This window comes from Agrobacterium sp. CMT1 (genome assembly GCF_037203725.1).
Lineage (GTDB): Bacteria > Pseudomonadota > Alphaproteobacteria > Rhizobiales > Rhizobiaceae > Agrobacterium > Agrobacterium pusense.
The window spans coordinates 84525-101179 of record NZ_JBBCAR010000003.1; the positions used below are offsets into that span (position 1 = coordinate 84525).

At 62.0% G+C, this 16655-nt stretch carries 19 protein-coding genes; 8 read left to right on the plus strand and 11 right to left on the minus strand.

What is annotated here, in order from left to right:
- Window positions 1-30: 30 nt before the first annotated feature.
- From WA845_RS05405 to WA845_RS05425, 5 genes are all read right to left on the minus strand, one after another.
- The gene (locus WA845_RS05405) at window positions 31-291 is read right to left on the minus strand and encodes a hypothetical protein (protein ID WP_004443453.1); all 261 of its coding nucleotides are present in this window, start codon (window positions 289-291) and stop codon (window positions 31-33) included.
- A gap of 129 nt (window positions 292-420) precedes the next feature.
- Entirely contained in the window at window positions 421-1938 is a 1518-nt protein-coding gene (locus WA845_RS05410; RefSeq protein ID WP_004443452.1) for a tripartite tricarboxylate transporter permease, read from the minus strand.
- A gap of 104 nt (window positions 1939-2042) precedes the next feature.
- A complete protein-coding gene (locus tag WA845_RS05415) occupies window positions 2043-2537 on the minus strand; it encodes a tripartite tricarboxylate transporter TctB family protein (RefSeq protein WP_035210454.1) in 495 nt (164 codons plus the stop codon).
- Window positions 2534-3442 carry a Bug family tripartite tricarboxylate transporter substrate binding protein gene (locus WA845_RS05420; RefSeq protein ID WP_153776944.1) on the minus strand — a complete coding sequence of 303 codons (909 nt, stop codon included), beginning with the start codon at window positions 3440-3442 and terminating at the stop codon, window positions 2534-2536. Before WA845_RS05420 ends, WA845_RS05415 begins: the two co-directional genes overlap by 4 nt.
- Window positions 3443-3828: 386 nt before the next feature.
- Complete coding sequence (locus WA845_RS05425) at window positions 3829-4896, minus strand: ABC transporter substrate-binding protein (RefSeq protein ID WP_006700422.1); 1068 nt, start codon at window positions 4894-4896, stop codon at window positions 3829-3831.
- 81 nt (window positions 4897-4977) lie between these two features.
- Between WA845_RS05425 and WA845_RS05430 the strand changes: the two genes are divergently transcribed.
- Together WA845_RS05430 and WA845_RS05435 are read left to right on the plus strand one after the other, a co-directional pair.
- Complete coding sequence (locus tag WA845_RS05430) at window positions 4978-5658, plus strand: response regulator (protein ID WP_004443444.1); 681 nt, start codon at window positions 4978-4980, stop codon at window positions 5656-5658.
- Window positions 5655-7031 carry a sensor histidine kinase gene (locus tag WA845_RS05435; RefSeq protein WP_337322221.1) on the plus strand — a complete coding sequence of 459 codons (1377 nt, stop codon included), beginning with the start codon at window positions 5655-5657 and terminating at the stop codon, window positions 7029-7031. The genes WA845_RS05430 and WA845_RS05435 overlap by 4 nt, the downstream gene beginning before the upstream one ends.
- 41 nt (window positions 7032-7072) lie before the next feature.
- Here the strand turns inward: WA845_RS05435 and WA845_RS05440 are convergent, their stop codons facing one another.
- The 5 genes from WA845_RS05440 to WA845_RS05460 all read right to left on the minus strand — a co-directional run bounded on the left by WA845_RS05440 (window position 7073) and on the right by WA845_RS05460 (window position 10596).
- Window positions 7073-7405: a hypothetical protein gene (locus WA845_RS05440; RefSeq protein ID WP_112557390.1), complete on the minus strand. Its 333-nt coding sequence runs from the start codon at window positions 7403-7405 to the stop codon at window positions 7073-7075.
- Between the two features lie 106 nt (window positions 7406-7511).
- Window positions 7512-8396: a formyltetrahydrofolate deformylase gene (gene purU, locus WA845_RS05445; protein ID WP_006700424.1), complete on the minus strand. Its 885-nt coding sequence runs from the start codon at window positions 8394-8396 to the stop codon at window positions 7512-7514.
- Window positions 8397-8603: 207 nt separating this feature from the next.
- Entirely contained in the window at window positions 8604-9380 is a 777-nt protein-coding gene (locus WA845_RS05450; protein WP_112557388.1) for a YbaY family lipoprotein, read from the minus strand.
- A gap of 335 nt (window positions 9381-9715) precedes the next feature.
- Window positions 9716-10240 carry a heme utilization cystosolic carrier protein HutX gene (hutX, locus tag WA845_RS05455; RefSeq protein WP_337322222.1) on the minus strand — a complete coding sequence of 175 codons (525 nt, stop codon included), beginning with the start codon at window positions 10238-10240 and terminating at the stop codon, window positions 9716-9718.
- Window positions 10241-10248: 8 nt separating this feature from the next.
- Window positions 10249-10596: an antibiotic biosynthesis monooxygenase family protein gene (locus tag WA845_RS05460; RefSeq protein WP_004429958.1), complete on the minus strand. Its 348-nt coding sequence runs from the start codon at window positions 10594-10596 to the stop codon at window positions 10249-10251.
- Window positions 10597-10782: 186 nt separating this feature from the next.
- Here WA845_RS05460 and WA845_RS05465 point away from each other — a divergent pair, with 186 nt between their 5' ends.
- The 3 genes from WA845_RS05465 to WA845_RS05475 are packed head-to-tail and all read left to right on the plus strand — an operon-like array spanning window position 10783 to window position 13540.
- Complete coding sequence (locus WA845_RS05465; RefSeq protein WP_004443429.1) at window positions 10783-11676, plus strand: heme/hemin ABC transporter substrate-binding protein; 894 nt, start codon at window positions 10783-10785, stop codon at window positions 11674-11676.
- The gene (locus tag WA845_RS05470) at window positions 11673-12761 is read left to right on the plus strand and encodes a FecCD family ABC transporter permease (RefSeq protein WP_022556828.1); all 1089 of its coding nucleotides are present in this window, start codon (window positions 11673-11675) and stop codon (window positions 12759-12761) included. The genes WA845_RS05465 and WA845_RS05470 overlap by 4 nt, the downstream gene beginning before the upstream one ends.
- Window positions 12758-13540, plus strand: coding sequence for a heme ABC transporter ATP-binding protein (locus WA845_RS05475; protein ID WP_004443422.1), 783 nt, complete (start codon window positions 12758-12760; stop codon window positions 13538-13540). Before WA845_RS05470 ends, WA845_RS05475 begins: the two co-directional genes overlap by 4 nt.
- Window positions 13541-13555: 15 nt before the next feature.
- Here the strand turns inward: WA845_RS05475 and WA845_RS05480 are convergent, their stop codons facing one another.
- Window positions 13556-13912 (minus strand): YbaN family protein, encoded by a 357-nt coding sequence (locus WA845_RS05480; RefSeq protein WP_004443420.1) that lies wholly within the window; start codon window positions 13910-13912, stop codon window positions 13556-13558.
- A 247-nt stretch (window positions 13913-14159) separates the two neighbouring features.
- On the opposite strand from WA845_RS05480, the gene WA845_RS05485 reads away from it, so the two are divergent.
- From WA845_RS05485 to WA845_RS05495, 3 genes are all read left to right on the plus strand, one after another.
- Window positions 14160-14555 carry a VOC family protein gene (locus WA845_RS05485; protein WP_112557369.1) on the plus strand — a complete coding sequence of 132 codons (396 nt, stop codon included), beginning with the start codon at window positions 14160-14162 and terminating at the stop codon, window positions 14553-14555.
- An 18-nt stretch (window positions 14556-14573) separates the two neighbouring features.
- Complete coding sequence (gene ung, locus WA845_RS05490; protein ID WP_004443416.1) at window positions 14574-15266, plus strand: uracil-DNA glycosylase; 693 nt, start codon at window positions 14574-14576, stop codon at window positions 15264-15266.
- Between the two features lie 207 nt (window positions 15267-15473).
- Window positions 15474-16550, plus strand: coding sequence for a DUF2218 domain-containing protein (locus WA845_RS05495; protein WP_112557367.1), 1077 nt, complete (start codon window positions 15474-15476; stop codon window positions 16548-16550).
- Window positions 16551-16655 lie beyond the last annotated feature (105 nt).

Sequence of the window (16655 nt, forward strand, 5' to 3'; positions counted from 1 at the left end):
TACCGATCACGACCAACGTGACAGCCGCTGTCAATCCGGTGGCCAGTCGCCGACGATTTCGCGCCTCTCCAGTTTCAACGATCGGTCCGGCTGCACCCGGTAAGTCTCGATCGCCAGCCTTCCGTCGCCCATCACGAATTCGTTGCTGAGCGTACTGCCGACGGGGGACTTTGTCAGTTTGGTACGGGGCTGCCCGCCATAGGTGATACTGCCGGGAATGGGTTCCACATCGGGGGCGGCGGTAGTGCAACCGGTTAAAGCAAGGATGGTCAGGATTGCAAGGCTGCGCATGACAGGGTTCCTCAGAGGGTTTCATAAAATCTATGCCGCCCCCAACCTCGCCGCAATCCATAACGTTCCACAAAAAAAGCCCCGTATCCGGAGATACGGGGCCAGTTGCCTTGGGAGGTTCTTTGGTTCTCAATCCTCGTTGGCGGCAAGCTGCGTCAGCACCTCGCCACGGCCGCGGATACGCATGATGAGCGGAATGATGAAGGCGGCTGCCGCGACGATGAACAGGCCAACGGCAATCGGCGAGGTGAACAGCACGGTCGGGTCGCCCTGGCCGATGGCCAGTGCGCGGCGAAGCTGCTGTTCGGCGAGCGGGCCAAGGATGAGGCCGACAACCGCAGGCGCGATCGGATAACCGAAGATGCGCATGATGTAGCCGAGGATGCCGAAGGCGAGCAGCATGCCGAGTTCGAACACCGACGGGTTGGCGCCGATGGTGCCGAGCGTAGCGAACAGCAGGATGCCGGCGTAAAGCCAGGGCTTCGGAATGGTCAGCAGCTTCACCCAGAGACCGACGAGCGGCAGGTTGAGCACCAGCAGCATCAGGTTGGCGATGAAGAGGCTGGCGATCAGGCCCCAGACCAGCTGCGGATTGGTGGCAAACAGCAGGGGGCCGGGCTGCAGGCCGAACTGCTGGAAACCGGCGAGCATGATGGCCGCTGTTGCCGTCGTCGGCAGGCCGAGCGTCAGGAGCGGCACCAGCGTACCGGCAGCCGAGGCGTTGTTCGCCGCTTCCGGACCCGCAACGCCTTCAATCGCGCCGTTGCCGAATTCTTCCGGATATTTGGTCAGCTTCTTTTCGGTGGCATAGGACAGGAACGTGCCGATTTCAGCGCCGCCGGCAGGCATCGCGCCAATCGGGAAGCCGATCAGGGTGCCGCGCAGCCAAGCCTTCCACGAACGCGCCCAGTCCTGCGCGCTCATCCAGACCGAACCCTTGACGGCTTCGACCTTGTCGTCGCCGCTCTGGCCCTGCGCCACGATGAACAGCGTTTCGCCGATGGCGAACATGGCGACCGCAAGCGTTGTAACTTCCACGCCGTCGAGCAGGTCGGGAATGCCGAAGCTCATGCGGGTCTGGCCGGTCAGCTGGTCGATGCCGACGATGGCCAGCGCAAAGCCGATGAACAGCGAGGTGAGACCGCGCAGCGCCGAATCCCCGAAGGCGGAGGAAACGGTGACGAAAGCCAGCACCATCAGTGCGAAATATTCGCGTGGTCCGAAGACCAGCGCCAGCTTGACGATGTAGGGCGCGACGAAGGCGAGCGCGATGGTGGCGATGAGGCCGGCCACGAAGGAGCCGATGGCGGCGGTGGCGAGGGCCGGGCCGCCTCTGCCCTTGCGGGCCATCTTGTTGCCTTCGAGCGCGGTCACGATCGAGGCGCTTTCGCCCGGCGTGTTGAGCAGGATGGAGGTGGTCGAACCGCCATACATGCCGCCATAATAGATGCCGGCGAACATGATGAGCGAACCGGCAGCGTCGAGCCGGTAGGTGACGGGCAGGAGCAGCGCGACGGTCAAGGCGGGGCCGATGCCGGGCAGAACGCCGACGGCGGTGCCGAGTGTCACGCCGATCAGCGCATAGAGCAGGTTCATGGGTTGGGCGGCAACCTCAAGACCGTGCAGCAGGAATTCAAAGGTACTCATGGACAGATGTCCCCCTGTCGAGCGGAAGGGCGGGCGGAACGGCTGGCTTTGGCGTCAGTGCGCGCCGGCGGTTCCTGTGATCTCGAATATGGTTGGAATGGCTGTCAGAAGAACAGCCGTTCCAGAGGTCCGGCGGGCAGCGAAAGCTGCAGCAGCTGGGCAAAAACGATCCAGATGGCAAAACTCAGCACAATGCCGACCGGTATCGAGAACCAGAGCTTGCGTTTGCCGAAAGCGCGTGCCGTGAAGGCGAACAGCAGACCGGTGGCAATGGAAAAGCCGGCAACTGTCAGCAGCAGCATCTGGGCGGCAAGGCCGGCAATGACCCACACGACCGGAGCGATTTCCTGCCTGTCGCGCTCGGGAAAATCCCCGCGCCAAGCCTCGACGGCCGTCCAGATCGCCAGTCCGACAAGACAGAAGGCGATGGCGTAGGGTACTGTTGCCGGGCCGACAGGGGAATAACCGGTGACGCTGGCAAGGCGGGCGCTATCCCAGAAGATGACGCTGGCAACAGCGACGAGGGCGACGGCGATGACCAGCGCCGCCCAGTCGGGGCGACGCTTTTGATCATGCGAAGGGTTGGAACCCTGGCTCATTTTACCAGTCCGATGTCTTTGAGGATGGTTTCGGTGGCGGCGGTGTCCTTGGCAAGCTGTTCCTTGAAGGCGTCACCGGCGAGATAGGTATCCATCCAGCCCTTTGTCTTCAGGGTTTCCTGCCACTTGGCGGATTTCACCAGCTTCTCGACGTCGGCATTGATGGCCTTTTCCTGATCGGCGGAAATGCCGGGAGCGGCCGCAACCATGCGCCAGTTCTGAACCACGACATCGAGGCCGCTTTCCTTCAGCGTCGGTGCGTCGACGCCCTCAAGACGGTTTTCGCTGGTGACCGCGAGAAGGCGCAGCGTGCCGGCCTTCACCTGGCCTTCGAATTCGCCATAGCCGGAAACGCCAGCGGTGACCTGCGAACCGAGGATCGAGGCAAGTGCTTCGCCGCCGCCGGAATAGGCGATGTAGTTGATCTTGGTCGGATCGACGCCGGCCGCCTTGGCAATCAGGCCAACGGCGATATGGTCGGTGCCGCCGGCAGAGCCGCCGCCCCAGGAAACGCTGCCCGGGTCTTTCTTCAGCTGGTCGATGAGATCGCCGATGGTCTTCAGCGGCGAGGATGCCGGAACGACGATCGCTTCATATTCGCCGGTCAGGCGGGCGATCGGGGTCACTTCCTTCAGCGTCACGGGCGCATTGTTGGTGAGGATCGCGCCGACCATGACATAACCGCCGACGATGAGGGCGTGCGGGTTACCCTTCTGCTGGCTGGCGAATTGCGCAAGACCGATGGTGCCGCCGGCGCCCGGTACGTTCTGCACCTGAACGCTCTTGGAAATGCCTTCTTCCTGCAGCACGCTCTGCAGCGAGCGCGCGGTCTGGTCCCAGCCGCCGCCGGGATTGGCCGGTGCGATGACGGTGTAATCTGCCGCAGCCGCCGGAAGCGCGATCATGCCCGCCAGAAATGTGCCGATAAGAAAATGTTTCACGTAGAAAACCCTCCTCAGGATGCCCTTTTGGGCGTCGTTTTTCGTTTATGCGGAAGGGGCTTCAGGGCGCATCTGTGCCGACGCTGAGTACTCAACGCTGGGCCTTGGCAATCCTCAAGATTTCCTCCCGCATCTTCTTCCGCCTCCACGGAATGAAGAAGGATTGCAGAGCATCACAAAAAGCTGTCATCTAACTGACGCAACGCAAGTCCTTGCGCATTTACTCTCTATTAATTTGTGCCGCACGTCCACTGTGGCGTGTGGATGACTTTGTTTTGCGCCTTTGAAGCCTGCTTCACCCTCATTTCTGTGACAAGCACAGGACTGGGGGATGGTGGGGGCGCTCAAACCTACTGCGACCGCAGCGCCTCGTTCCAACGCTCGATGAGGCGGGTGCGCTTGACCTGATCCAGATAGACCATCAGGCCGGGGCTGACCGGGACCGGCCGCAATTGCGCACCGTGGATGGCCTGCATGGTGTTCGCCGTGTTTTCGCCCGCCACTTCCGGGCTGACGGCGGGGATTTGCAATTGCCGGGCCATGATCGTCTGACCTTCCTTGGACATGAAGAATTCGAGGTAGCGGCGGCCGAGTTCAGGATTGGCTGCGGCTTCCGGCACCAGCCCGATGCGCGACATCACGACGGTATAATCCTTCGGCAGAACGATGCCGACATCCGGGTGGCGTGAGGCCCAGTCTGCCGCGTAGGAGCCGAGAATATTGTAACCCATCACGAAGCGGCCGTCGGAGACGCGCTCCAGAATGGCCGAGGAGGTGGAATAAACCTTCACACCCGCGGCACCCATGGCCTTGATGACGCTCCATATATCGCCGAACTGTTCCTGATCGCGTGACATGAACAGGAAGCCGACGCCGGAGCGTTCGATGTCATAGGTCGCGATACGGCCATGCACCTCTTTGGCGTGGCGTTCGAGATAATCGACAAATTCGGCGCGGGTGGCGGGCGGCTTTTCGGTGGTGAAGCTTGGCTTGTGATAGACAAAAACCGCCGGCTCGAAGGTCAGCGCATAGGCGGTGTTGCGCCAGTTCGCCCAGGCGGGCCAGCGGGCGCTCATGGCGAGATCCGACCGCTGGGCATAACCGTCATTGCTCAGCTTCACCTGCAGGTCCATGGCCGAGGAAAAGGCGAAATCGGCGGTCTTCTTGCCAGCATCGGTTTCCTTGACGATACGGTCGTAGATTTCGCCGGTCAGCATATCCTCATAATGGACGGCAATATCGGGATTGGCCTTCTGGAAACCCTCGATCATCGGGGTCGCCAGCGGTTCGTCGAGCGAGGAATAGACCACCAGTGTCTGCGCATCCGCCTTGCCGGAGGGAGCCGGAAAAACGACGGCCTGGGCAAGCGCAGGCGAGGCCATGCAGAGACAGAGACAGAGAAGAAGGCAGATACGCATGGAAAAGATCATGCCGCAGGCGCTGGCCATTCACAAGCGGTAAGGGTCTGGTTAAACTCGGCAATGTTGCAGGAGGAAGATTTGCGTATTTTGCTGGTCGAGGACAATCAGGTGCTGTCGGAAGGGCTTTCGGCGCTTCTGCGGGGCAGCGGTTATGCGGTGGATGTGGTTTCTGATGGCGCCTCCGCCGATGCGGCAATTACGGCGGAAAGTTTCGATCTGGTCATTCTCGATCTCAACCTGCCGGAAATGGATGGCATCGAGGTGCTGCGCTCCATGCGATCGCGTCAGGACAAGGCGGCGGTGCTGATCCTGACGGCGCGCGGCACGCCGGAAGAAAAGGTCAAGGGGCTCGATCTCGGTGCCGACGATTACATGATCAAGCCCTTCGATATCACCGAGTTCGAGGCGAGGGTGCGGGTGCTTCTGCGCCGTAATGCCGGGCTGCGCTCTTCGGCGCTGAGTTTCGGCAAGGTGCTGTTCGATCTTAATTCCCGCACCTTTTCGGCGGACGGTCGCCCGCTCGATATTCCGGCGCGCGAAGTGGCGCTGCTGGAGGTGCTGTTCATGCGGGCGGGCAAGGTTGTCGCCAAAGAGGCGATCGTGCAGTCACTGACAGGTTTCGACGACGATATTTCCGCAAATGCCATCGAGCAATATGTCAGCCGCCTGCGCAAGCGGCTCGCGCCGCACGGGCTGACGGTGAAGACGGCGCGCGGCATCGGTTATTATCTCGAAAAGCTGCCGGAGATGGCTGAATGATACAGGCCGCCTATTCGCTCAGGCGGCGACTTCTAGGCTGGCTCCTCATCTCCACCGCCATCATCGGCTGCGTTGCGCTGACCGATACCTGGCGCGAGGCGGTCAACACCGCCAATGTGGTTTCAGACCGGGTGCTTTCCGGTTCCGCGCTCGCCATTGCCGAGCGGGTGGTGGTGGCCGAGGACGGTTCGCTGGAAGTGGACATTCCCTATGTGGCGCTGGAAATGCTGACATCGGCTGCCCAGGACCGGGTGTTTTACCGTGTCGACGGGCCGAACGGGCAATTCCTCACCGGCTATCAGAACCTGCCAACGGTCGCGAACCCGAAGGGTGATACGCCCGCCTTTCGTGATGCCGTGTTTCGCGATGAACCGATCCGCATCGCGGCTATCCGCCGTTTTGCTTCGACCGGCATCAATTCCGTGCCCTTTTCCGTCACGGTTGCCGAAACCACCATTGCCCGCAGCCAGCTGGCGCAGGCAATCATCCTGCGCTCGGCGCTGCGCCTGCTTTTGATGATCGTCGGGGCGGCGATCATCGTCTGGATCGCGGTGACGATTTCGCTGCGCCCGCTTTACCGGCTCAGCGAAGCCATTGCCGAGCGCAGCCCGAACGATCTGCACCCCATCCGCCAATCCGTGCCTGTCGAGGTGGAGAGCCTGGTGGAAACGGTCAATTCCTTCATGGTGCGGCTGCAATCGGCGCTGGATGCGCTCAGGCATTTCACCGGCAATGCCAGCCACCAGCTGCGCACACCGCTTGCCATCATCAGCACCCAGCTGGCTCTTTCCGCCCGCGCCGCCAGCCTTGAGGAAGCGCAGGCGGCGGCGCTGAAGGGTGGGGCATCGGTCGCCCATGCCGAGCATATCCTTGCCCAGCTTCTGCGCATGGCCAATATCGATGCTGCCGGCTCCAGCGAGAAACATGATTTTTCCGCGATAGACCTCGTGGCTGTGGCGCAGAACGTGACGGCCGATTTCGTGCCGCGGGCCGCTGAGGCGGGTATCGATCTCGGTTTCGAAGGCGAGGTCGAGGCGACCATTCTCGCCGAACCGCTCTTGATCGGCGAGTTGATCGGCAACCTCGTTTCCAACGCCATCAATTATGCCGGTCGCGGCGCGGAAGTCACCGTCCGCGTGGGCAGGGAGACGGGCGTCGTCTGGCTGGAAGTGGAAGATAACGGCCCAGGCATCCCGCCTGAAAAACGCGCCATGGTGCGCCAGCGCTTCGCCCGCGGCGAAGAAAACGCGGCCCCCGGCGCCGGCCTCGGCCTTGCGATCATCGAGGAGATCGCCGGGCTGTTCGGCGGGCGGCTGATGCTGGAGGATGGTGCGGGTGGGCGTGGGTTGAAGGCGCGGGTGGTGTTTCCCTGAAGCGGCGCTGCTACGCCGCCTCAGTGCAGGACCTGCCGGCCCTATTCGTTCATCTTGTCGATGATCTGCATCATGATGTCGGCGCAGGCCTTCATCGGCTCGTCGTCGGCGCATTTGACGTCGATCTTGCGTTCGCCGTCTTCGATCCTGAAATGCGCCGCCTTGGAGGGCGGTGGCGGCATTCTCTTGCCATGCGGGCCGCCGCGCCAGCCTGCTTCCTTGGGGCCGCCAGGGCCGGGAGGAGGAGGCGGTGGTGGGGCATCGGCGCTTTGACTGGCATCCGCCGGTCCCGGCGGCGGTGGGGGCGGCTGCTGGGCGAAACCGGACCCCGCCGCGATGAGCAACGCGACGCCGGTAATGACGAGCTTTTTCATGTGAATGACCTCGCTGTTAGGCTACGGCGAAGAAACGGTTACTGGATATGCTGGGTTGCTGGCCGGCGAAAATAATTCCGCCGGCTTTATCAGGTGTATCCCGATTTCACCCCATCCGCTCGGAAGCATAGCTTCCCGGGCTTGGCGGGAAGACCACGGTGCGGTTGCCGTTGATGAATGTGCGGTGGTGGATGTGGGCGTGGATGGCGCGGGCCAGCACCTGGCTTTCCACATCGCGACCAAGCGAGACATAGTCATCGGCTGATTGCGCGTGGGTGATGCGCACCGTGTCCTGCTCGATGATCGGGCCTTCGTCGAGATCGGCTGTTACATAATGCGCTGTCGCGCCGATCAGCTTCACGCCGCGCTCATAGGCCTGCTTGTAGGGGTTCGCGCCCTTGAAGCTCGGCAGGAAGGAGTGGTGGATGTTGATGATCTTGCCTGACATCTTGCGGCAGAGGTCATCGGAGAGCACCTGCATGTAGCGGGCGAGCACGACGAGTTCCGTGCCTGTTGTCTCGACGAGCTCCATGAGCTGGGCTTCGGCCTTCGGCTTGTTCTCCTTCGTCACCTTGATGTGGTGGAAGGGGATGTCGTGGTTGACGACCACTTTCTGGTAATCGAAATGGTTGGACACGACACCGACGATGTCGATCGGCAGCGCGCCGATCTTCCAGCGATAGAGCAGGTCGTTGAGGCAATGGCCGAAACGCGACACCATCAGCAGCGTCTTCATGCGTTGGCCGTCCGGGTAGATATCCGCTTCCATGCCGAATTTTTCCGCCACCGGCCGGAACCCGTCGGTAATGGCTTCAAGGGAGGCGCCCTCTTCCGAGATGAAGGAGACGCGCATGAAGAACTTGCCGGTCTCGAGGTCGTCGAACTGCGAACTGTCGACGATATTGCAGCCTTTCTCCGCCAGATAACCGGAAATCGCGGCGACGATGCCGCGGGTCGATTTGCAGGCTACGGTCAGAACATAGGATGTCATTCGTTTTCCCTCAGAGACGTCGCGCCGGTATCAGCCGACGCAGTTCGGCGCGTTCCATAGCGCAGCTCCGCGGTGGAGCAAAGCGTCAAGACGAACGCAGTCAAAGTCATAGGGCGGGAAAGGGAAGCGCGCCGTGCCGGAAGCGACATGGAATGTTCCATGGCCAGCACGGCGACGCGGGGTGTTTTGCCGGGGCGGTCGCCAACCTCAGGCGCGGCGCAGGCGCATTGCCGTGCGGCCGCGGCCGTCAAGCAGTTCCAGCGCGCCGCGGCGCGGCTCCAGCCTGAAGGAGCGGGCGCCTTCCAGGGCTTCGATGAACTGCCGCTCCTGGCGCATGATGTCTGGCGCGCAGGCCATCTGGGTGGAAATCATCCGGCCGAAATCGACACGGTTACGGTTGATCTTCACTTCACCGCCAATGCCGTTACAGCCGGCATTTCCGGAAACGCGGCCTTCGCGGGAGATTTCCAGCGTCGCCTGTCGGCGGCCGCGAACCCTCTCGCCGCGGATTTCCTCGACCAGCCAGCGCCCATCGATACCGGCTTCCGGCTCCGGGCGGCCCGGGCCGGCGCCGACGCGCTCCAGCACGAGATCGGTATCGTCGCGGCCACCGGTCAGGACGGAATAGCGCCGGGTGGTGGTAAAGAGCAGCCGGTCGCGGTCGCGGATTTCGGCGCTCAGCGCATAGGCGCGGCGGCCACGGATGTCGCGGTCGTCATAACGCAGCACGAAGGGCACCGGCACCTGGCCGCGCGGGCGAATGGTGGTTTCGGCAATCGTCTGTGACGGCGCGTCCGCCAGCGACACATCGATCAGGCGCACGGTAACGGTTGCGCCCGGCGGCAGGGCGATGCGTTCGCGATAGGAGACGCTGCCGCGCAGGCTCGCCGGTGCCGCCGCCGCGCCGCCTGCCGCAAAGAGCGGGGCAAGCGCGAGAAGACCGGCGAAACTGCGGCGCGAAAGAAGGGGCTGGTGGTCGGTCATGGTGCTTGCTCCGTGCTGGTTCCGGTGGAATTGAACCGGATGATAAAAAACGGCACTGAACGTGCGATGAACCGGATTTTCAAATCCGGTCAGGTGGACATTTGGTGTGGATGGCAAGGGAGCGACGGGAGGATCTATGTCATTTGCATCCCCTCCGCCCTCATTCCCATGCTTGTCACAGGACACCAGTCGACACGCGTCTGCGTGGCGGGAAGATTCTTTTCAGCCGAAGGGCCTGGGCTGGTTGGATTCCTGTGACGAGCACAGGAATGAGGGTGGTGGGAGGCCGCATCGTCCAAGGGAGCAACTCCTTGCCGGCGGCCTCCGCTCAGCTCTCAGCCGCGGAAACCGTTCCGCAGCGCTTCGAACTTCGCCAGTTGTTCGGCCAGCAACTCCTTGTTCTCGTCGCGGCGGACGAACACCTTGAACATGGCGCCGCCGGCGGCATTCATGAACCAGACGGAACAGGAGCGGCGTCCGTGGAAGCCGCGGTCGACGAAGGTGATGCCGGCGCAATTGTCCTTCTTGATGTGACCGCCGATGGGGCTGTCGCCGTGGATGTTGAACCAGCCGTGACTTTCGCTGCCTTCCGGCAGGTGGCCCGGCACTTCCAGCACGATATCGCCGGTCTGCACGATCATCAGGATTTCACCCCAGCCGCGCATCTCGTTCCAGATCGCATCGAAGCGGTAGGAGGCAGCGGAAACGGCCGCACCTTCCGGCAGGATCGCCAGAATTTCAGCCGGCGTCACCTCGGCCTTGGAGGCGATGGCCTCCACGATGCCATCAGGTTTTTCAGCGAGCGCGGCGGCGGCGCGTGCCCGCCTGTCGTCGTTCGTCTTTTGGACTGCAATGCTCATCGGTAGCCTCAGGCGGCAATCGAACGGCGCTCGCCATTCTTGTCTTCGTGGATAATGACGTCGAAACCTTCGAAATGCGGACCGGAGAGATATTCCACCTTGCCGCGGTTCTCGCCGGCCTTGGCATGGGCGGCGCGGAACTGTTCGGATTTCGTCCAGGCAAGGAAATCGTCCTTGGTGGCCCAGACGGTGTGCGAAGCATAAAGCGTGTGATCGTCCGCCTTCGGGCCCTTCAGCATGTGAAATTCGATATAGCCCGGCAATTCGCTCAGATGCGATTTGCGCTCGCGCCAGATGGATTCGAACGTGTCTTCGTAACCCGGCACGACGCGAAAGCGGTTCATTGCGATAAACATGAAAGTCTCCCTTTAAGTTTCCTGTTTCAGTCAGGATATCGTCCGCGGACGGGGTTGGGAAGGGGTTCACGCCAAAGCGAACAAAAATACTCCACTTATCGATTGCGCGGCGTATAAACATGTGTAAATAACTCAAGATTAGTGGCGCGGGTGAACCTGCGCCGGGTCGTTTTTCAGGATAACGCCATGTTGAATTCCCGTCTTCGTTCCTTTGTTTTCGCCGCCCTCGTGCCCGCCGCAATTGCCTTTGCCGCGCCGGCCGCCATGGCTTCGGACAAGGGTAATCCGGAGGCTAAACGCATCGTTGCCCTGGGCGGTACGGTTACGGAAATCCTTTATGCGCTGGGTGCAGGAGACCGTATCGTGGCGCGCGACAGCACCAGCAGCTATCCGGCCGATGCGCTTGCAAAGCCTGACGTCGGTTATATGCGGGCACTGTCTTCAGAAGGTATCCTGTCGCAGAAACCCGATCTCATTCTCTCCGAAGACGGCTCAGGCCCGGCGGACGTCATCGCCATCCTGAAAGCCAGCGCGGTGCCTTTCGTCACCGTCGATACGCCGCCGAGCGGCGATGCAATCCCTAAAAAGATCGAGGATGTCGGTGCGGCCGTGGGGCTCTCGGACAAGGCGAAGGCGCTGGCTGCCGAGACCAGGGCGGGGCTTGATGCGCTCACCAAGGACGTCTCCGCCGTGCCGGAACAGGGCCGGAAACGCGTTCTGTTCGTGCTTTCCACTGCCGGTGGCCGCGTCATGGCGGCGGGCAAGGATACAGAGGCGGCGGCGATCATCGAAATGGCTGGGGGTATCAACGCGGCGGAGGACATTACCGGTTACAAACCGCTGACGGACGAGGCGGTCATTGCCGCGGCGCCCGACGTGGTACTCACAATGGCGCGCGGCGACCACGCCGCCAAGGCGGATGAGACTTTCGCGCTTCCCGCGTTCCAGTCTACACCCGCCGCCGCCAGCAAGGCGCTCATCAGCATGGATGGGCTTTATCTTATCGGTTTCGGCCCCCGCACGCCCGCTGCAGGCCGGGAGCTGGCAAACAAGCTCTATCCTGATGTGGTGAAGCCGTGAGCCTAGCCGTCTTGAGTTCGACCGAGGGCAGCGTTGCGGGCGACAGATCCCGTCAGGGCGTTGTTGCCCTTGTCGTGCTCGTCGGCATCCTGCTGTTTGCCTGTGGCGTATCGCTGATCAGCGGACCCACGGGCGTCGGCATCTCCGAACTCCTTGCCTATCTCACCGGCGGCGCGGATCAGCTCGATGCGCGCGACAGGATCATTCTCGAGGCGGTGCGCCTGCCGCGCACGGCGCTCGGCATGTTGATCGGCGCGGGACTCGCTGTTTCAGGGGCGATGATGCAGGGCCTGTTCCGCAATCCATTGGCCGATCCCGGTATTGTCGGCGTCACCTCGGGCGCTGCGCTCTTTGCTGTCGCCGCCATTTCGCTCGGGGAAGGCGCGCTTGCCACGGTCGCGCTGTTTTTCGGCCCTCACTTCCTGCCGATCATGGCCTTCTTCGGCGGGCTCCTGAACACCTGGGTGCTTTATCTGATCGCCACGAAGGACGGCGCGACCTCAACCACCACACTCATTCTGGCCGGCATTGCGGTGGCGGCCATCAGCGGTGCGATGACCGGGTTGATGATATTCGTCGCCGATGACCGGGCGCTGCGCGACATCACCTTCTGGTCGCTCGGTTCTCTCGGCGGGGCAACGCCCGCCAAGGTACTGGCCACCCTGCCTTTCATCATCGTCGTTCTCGCCATCATTCCCTTCGTCGCGCGCGGGCTGGATGCGCTCATCCTCGGGGATGCGGCCGCCTTCCATATGGGAATACCGGTGCAGCGGCTGAAACGGGTCGTCATTCTGGCCGTTGCCGCCGCCTGCGGGGCGAGCGTGGCGGCGGCGGGTTCCATCGGCTTTGTCGGTATCGTCGTGCCGCATCTGCTTCGCCTCGCCATCGGCCCGTCGCATCGTTTCCTGCTGCCGGCCTCCGCCCTTGGCGGGGCGGCGCTTTTGCTGCTGGCCGACAGTTTCGCCCGCACGGTGGCCGCACCGGCGGAACTGCCGATCGGCGTCGTCACGGCGCTCATCGGTGCGCCGGTCTTTCTGTTCCTGCTGCTGGGACGCGGCGGTTTTTCCATGCGGAACATGTCATGATCCGGGCCGAAAACCTTACCCTCATCCGCTCCGGCCGTCGGCTGCTTGATGAAGTCAGCGTCGATCTGAAACCCGGCAAGGTCAATGTCATCATCGGTCCCAACGGTGCCGGCAAATCCACGCTGATGAAGGTTCTCTCGGGCGAGATGCGCGCTGAGGCCGGTTTGGTGACCTATAATGATGTCGACCTGCCGGTGTTCACGCCGGTCCAGCTTGCGCGGCTCCGCGCCGTGCTGCCCCAGAGCACCCAGCTCGCCTTCCCTTTCACTGCGCTCGAAATCGTCCGCATGGGGGCGGTCGCGCAGGGGTCGCGTGCGCCGGAAGAGCAGGCCCGCCGGGCTCTTGCCAAGGCCGGGCTGCGCGGTTTCGAACAGCGGTCCTACAATATGCTCTCAGGCGGCGAGCAGCAGCGGGTGCAGTTTGCGCGGGCGCTGGCGCAGGTACCGAACCCGGTTGAAAATGGCGAGGCAAGGGCGCTCTTCCTCGACGAGCCCACCGCAAGTCTCGATATCGGCCACCAGATCGCCGTGCTGGAAACGGCGCGGGATTTTGCAAGCGGCGGCGGGCTGGTTCTCGCCATCCTGCACGATCTCAATCTGGCCGCGGAATTTGCCGATCAACTTATCGTCATGCATGGCGGCCGGGTGACGGCCAGTGGCCCATCGCTGGAAACGATCAGCGATGAGACCATTGCAAGGGTCTATGGCATTGGTGGTGTCGTCGGCCGGCTGCCGGCGCGGCATATTCCCTACGTACTTCCGCAGTCTCGCCACCGATAGGGGCTGTCCTCCGCCTCAATTTTCCGGGCGGGTGGCGATGAAGAGCGCGGAGCCCAGCATGACGGCGGCGACGACGGCTGCGCGCAACGGCGGCGGCTCGCTCAGGAACCAGAAAGCGGCGTAGCTGACGGACATGGCCGAAAGCGCCGCGATCTTGGCTTTGCGGGCTATTGCGCCGCGTTCGCGCCATCGCCGCAGGGAAGGGCCGTATCTGGGATGGGCGAGAAGCCACGCCTCGAGTTTTGGCGAGGAGCGGGAAAAACACCAGAGCGCCAGAAGCAGAAAAGGCGTGGTGGGCAAAACGGGAAGAAACGCGCCGACAATGCCGGTCGCGACCATAAGCCAGCCAAGACAGAGGTATAAAAGGCGCATGCCTAGCCGGTATCATGACTTTACCACTCAGGATAGAGCGGTGGGCCGAAAAGGATGGGTCCCGTTGCCGCAGGCTCCGCCGCACCGGAAACCGGCAGCTTTTGCCATCACATTTGCCGTGATCTGCGTTCTCCCCGGCCCTGTGTCGCGCCTTTAGGGTTGAAAGCGCCGCACTCTGTCTTTATCCCCTTGGCCGCGATGCCCGGAGCATAACCGGGCCGTCAACAGGAAGAAGAAGGAAAACACCATGGCCAAGCTGATCCACTCGATGGTCCGGGTGCTGGACGAAAAGCGTTCGGTGGAATTTTACAAACAGGCTTTCGGGCTTGAAGTGGCGGAACGCGCCGAGTTCGAGAATTTCACGCTGATCTATCTCAGCAATGCCGAGGGCGATTTCGAGCTGGAGCTGACCGTCAACCGTGGCCGCGAAGTGCCCTATGCGCTGGGCGACGGTTATGGCCATCTCGCCGTCAGCGTTGCCGATGTTGACGCCGAGCATCAGCGCTTGAACGAGATCGGGCTTTCCCCCGGCAAGATCATCGAGGCCGATTACAAGGGCCAGCCTTTCGCAAAATATTTCTTCATTTGCGATCCCGATGGTTACAAGATCGAAGTGCTGCGGCGCGGCAACCGGTTCAAATAAGCTCTGATGGAGGCAGGCATGGCAGAGGCAGGCGTTAAACTCGAAGACAGCTGGAAGCGCGTGCTTTCCGCAGAATTCGCCAGCCCCTACATGCAAAAGCTGAAAGAGTTCCTGCTTGCCGAAAAGACAGCCGGCAAGCGTATCTTCCCGAAGGGCGCGGACTATTTCCGCGCTCTCGATCTGACACCGCTCGATGAGGTGAAGGTCGTCATATTGGGGCAGGACCCCTATCACGGCGCCGGCCAGGCGCATGGACTGTGCTTTTCCGTGCAGCCCGGCGTGCGCATCCCGCCCTCGCTCGTCAATATCTACAAGGAATTGCAGGCCGATCTCGGCATTCGCCCGGTCGGCCACGGTTTTCTGGAAAGCTGGGCGAAACAGGGCGTGCTACTGCTCAACAGCGTGCTGACGGTGGAAGAGGCCCGCGCCGCCTCGCATCAGGGGCAGGGCTGGGAAAAATTCACCGACGCCGTCATCCGCGCCGTCAACGACGAGTGCGACCATGTCGTCTTCCTGCTCTGGGGTTCCTATGCCCAGAAGAAGGCGGCCTTTGTGAACCAGCGCAAACATCTGGTGTTGCGCTCGCCGCACCCGTCACCGCTTTCCGCCCATAACGGCTTTTTCGGTAATGGCCATTTTTCCAAGGCGAATGCCTTTCTCATCTCCCATGGCCGCGACCCGATCGACTGGCAATTGCCGGAATCGGTGTAAGCCCTCCCTGCATATACTTCCGTCATTCCGGCCGTGAGCCGGAATCCAGCCGACGCGCGTCTGCGCGGCGAGAAGAGTCCTTTCAGCCCAAAGACTTGGGCTGGCTGGATGCCGGATCATGTCCGGCATGACGGAATTCAAAACCTAAATGTCTTTACGCGCGGCAACCTCCGGTCTAAAGAATACTAGACTATGAAGTGAAGGATTATGCCCGTGTCTCTCCTGTCTGCCGAAACCTCCGTCTCGTTGCCCGATCCGCTGTCGATCGTCGATGCTTTCGAGGATCATTTTTCCGAGCATATGGAGATGGAGCGCGAAGGCGCGACGGTTCGGTTCAAGACCGAATACGGCCATGGCCGCTTCAGCGCAGAAGGCGGTCGTTTCGCCGCAAGCGTCAGCTGCATTTCCGAACATATATTGATGTCGGTCAAGGCCATGGTGGCCGAGCATATTGTCGAGTTTTCCGGGGAGACGGGGCTGGATTTCCGCTGGAGCGGCCATGGCGCGCAGCAGCGTGAGCTGCCCAATCTCTTCGTCGGCAAGATTGCCCGCGCCTATAATCTGACGCCTCATATGCGCCGGCTGGTGGTTTCCGTCGAAAGCGGTATTGAAAGGCTGATGACGGGCGGCATGCATGTGCGGCTGCTTCTGGTCCCGGATCAGGCCCGAGCGCCGGTCTGGCCTTATCTTGCGCCCACCGGGGCCATCGTCTGGCCCTCGGGCGAGGATCTTCTCACGCGCCGCGTCTACACCATCCGTTCCGGCGATATTGCGCGCGGTGAAGTCCATATCGATTTCGTCATGCATGAGGGTGACCACATGCCGGGCGCGACATTCGGCGCAACGGCCAGGCCCGGCGATGTTCTCGGCATCATCGGCCCGAGCGGTGTCTGCCCGGAGGCCGAACGTTATGTCTTTGCCGGCGATGAGACGGCGCTGCCGGTGATGCTGCGCATGGCGGCCGAAATGCCGGCCGGGAAGAAGCTCAGCGTCTATGCCGAGATCGATGACGAAGCCGAGCGGCAGGAAATCGTTTGCGCGGCAAATGTCGAGTGGACATGGCTCTATCGTCGCGGCAAGGCCGCCGGCACCGCCGGCCTTATTGAAAAAGCGCTGCGCGACCATGCCTGGAGCGGAGACCATGAAGGATTGCATGTCTTTGTCGCCTGCGAAAAATCCGAGGCGAGGGCGGCAAAATCCTTCCTTACCGACGAGATTTCCGTGCCGAAAGCTGCTCTGCGCGCGGTCGGTTACTGGAGCCTGGGTGTCGCTGACGATCATTGACTGGCCCATCGGTCGTTGAACAGTCGGTTTTATCGTTCACCATTCGGGAACAATCCGTTCCCGTTGTCCACTCTATGCCCGAGTGCACTGTTACCCCATCTTTAC